The 2,054-nt window shown below is 35.3% G+C and carries 3 protein-coding genes; 2 read left to right on the top strand and 1 reads right to left on the bottom strand.

Translation table 11 applies throughout. From position 1 onward, the window contains the following. Positions 1 to 56: 56 nt before the first annotated feature. A complete protein-coding gene (locus tag STRDD10_RS02165; protein WP_067192729.1) occupies positions 57 to 410 on the bottom strand; it encodes a DUF3397 domain-containing protein in 354 nt (117 codons plus the stop codon). Between the two features lie 160 nt (positions 411 to 570). Between STRDD10_RS02165 and rplK the strand changes: the two genes are divergently transcribed. Beyond that, complete coding sequence (rplK, locus tag STRDD10_RS02160; protein WP_067192727.1) at positions 571 to 996, top strand: 50S ribosomal protein L11; 426 nt, start codon at positions 571 to 573, stop codon at positions 994 to 996. A gap of 94 nt (positions 997 to 1,090) precedes the next feature. Next, positions 1,091 to 1,780 (top strand): 50S ribosomal protein L1, encoded by a 690-nt coding sequence (gene rplA / locus STRDD10_RS02155; protein ID WP_001085675.1) that lies wholly within the window; start codon positions 1,091 to 1,093, stop codon positions 1,778 to 1,780. The last annotated feature ends 274 nt before the right edge of the window (positions 1,781 to 2,054 follow it).

Raw genomic sequence — 2,054 nt, 5'->3', positions numbered from 1 at the left:
TTTCAAGTGAATTTTAAGTGGTTTTTGTAAATAGTATATTTTTTTGTAAATTGCTCTTATTTGAAAATAAGAATAAAAATCATAAGAGATAAATAGAGGACAAAAGTGAGCAAAAAGCCAGCCCTCCAGAAAAACTTTATAAATTTTGGATAATAGAACTTTTTTTTCACCTTTAGAAAATAAACGGTAATTCCAATAGCTAAAAGTGAGAGTGCTAGTAGTATATGAGGAAGTAGACTATGATAAAAAGCGTGATCAGATATTAAATAAAACTCACATACTAAAAGTGGGAATGCAATATCAGCAAAATTTAATCCAAAACGCTTTAATCTTAATAAACGAGCTGTAATAATTGAAAGAATAATTGTAAAAATTAAAAATAAAACAGAAGTAATTTTTAAAAACATCATACTGATAGTGTATCACAAAAAAACTTTTTTTTCAGACTAAACATACTTTTTTCTTGCTTTTTTAGCAAAAACATGTATAATATTTAGAGTATGTGTCACACATACTTGTGGGAGGTAAAAATTTTCAATTACCGCCAAAACCACAAAGGAGGATTTAAAAATGGCTAAAAAAGTCGAAAAACTTGTAAAATTGCAAATCCCTGCTGGTAAAGCTACACCAGCTCCACCGGTTGGACCTGCTCTTGGTCAAGCTGGTATCAACATCATGGGATTCACAAAAGAGTTCAACGCTCGTACAGCTGACCAAGCTGGAATGATTATTCCAGTTGTTATCTCAGTTTACGAAGATAAATCATTTACATTCATCACGAAAACACCACCAGCTGCTGTTCTTTTGAAAAAAGCTGCAGGTGTTGAAAAAGGATCAGGTACACCTAACAAAACAAAAGTGGCAACAGTTACTCGTGCACAAGTGCAAGAAATTGCTGAAACTAAAATGCCAGATTTGAACGCTGCAAATATTGAATCTGCAGTTCGTATGATTGAAGGTACTGCTCGTTCTATGGGATTCACTGTTGTTGACTAATCAATAACACCCACTAAAACCCGCAAGATTTCATCAGACGATGAGTGACGTGGGAGATGAAAATCGATTGAACCACTTACAAGGAGAATAGAAAATGGCTAAAAAAAGCAAACAACTTCGTGCTGCTCTTGAGAAAATTGACAGCACAAAAGCGTACAGCGTAGAAGAAGCTGTAGCACTTGCAAAAGAAACTAACTTTGCAAAATTTGATGCAACTGTGGAAGTTGCTTACAACTTGAATATCGACGTTAAAAAAGCTGATCAACAAATCCGTGGAGCAATGGTCTTGCCAAACGGTACTGGTAAAACTTCACGCGTTCTTGTTTTCGCTCGTGGAGCAAAAGCTGAAGAAGCAAAAGCTGCTGGTGCAGACTTTGTTGGTGAAGATGACCTTGTTGCGAAAATCAACGACGGTTGGTTGGACTTTGACGTAGTTATTGCTACACCTGACATGATGGCTCTTGTTGGACGTCTTGGACGTGTCCTTGGACCACGTAACTTGATGCCAAACCCTAAAACTGGTACTGTAACGATGGATGTTGCAAAAGCAGTTGAAGAGTCTAAAGGTGGTAAAATCACTTACCGTGCTGATCGTGCAGGTAACGTTCAAGCAATCATCGGTAAAGTATCATTTGAAGCTGAAAAATTGGTTGAAAACTTCAAAGCTTTCAACGAAACAATCCAAAAAGCAAAACCAGCTACAGCTAAAGGAACTTACGTGACTAACTTGACGATCACCACTACTCAAGGTGTGGGGATTAAAGTTGATGTAAACTCACTTTAATAAAGAAACGATTTATTAAATAGTAAAGTCTCTTATGATTTCTAATGAAGTTCTCATTAGAAATCTAAGAGATTTTTTATTATGATTTCAAGCCAGTTTTCTCAAAGAGAAAAACACGTGCTAAGGTGGTAGCTGATAATATTTTGAGTTTTTATTCAAATTTTACTACAATATGATAGATCGGATTGCCCTCAAGAGGAAAAAAATGCAAAACTAATGATAGTTTTTACACCAGATAGGGTTGATTTTGATATCTTATACTCAATGAGAATCA

The sequence above is a fragment of the Streptococcus sp. DD10 genome, from assembly GCF_001578805.1.
Classification (GTDB): Bacteria; Bacillota; Bacilli; order Lactobacillales; family Streptococcaceae; genus Streptococcus.
Note: the sequence above shows the minus strand (reverse complement) of the source record. Positions and strands in the feature narration are given on the sequence as shown.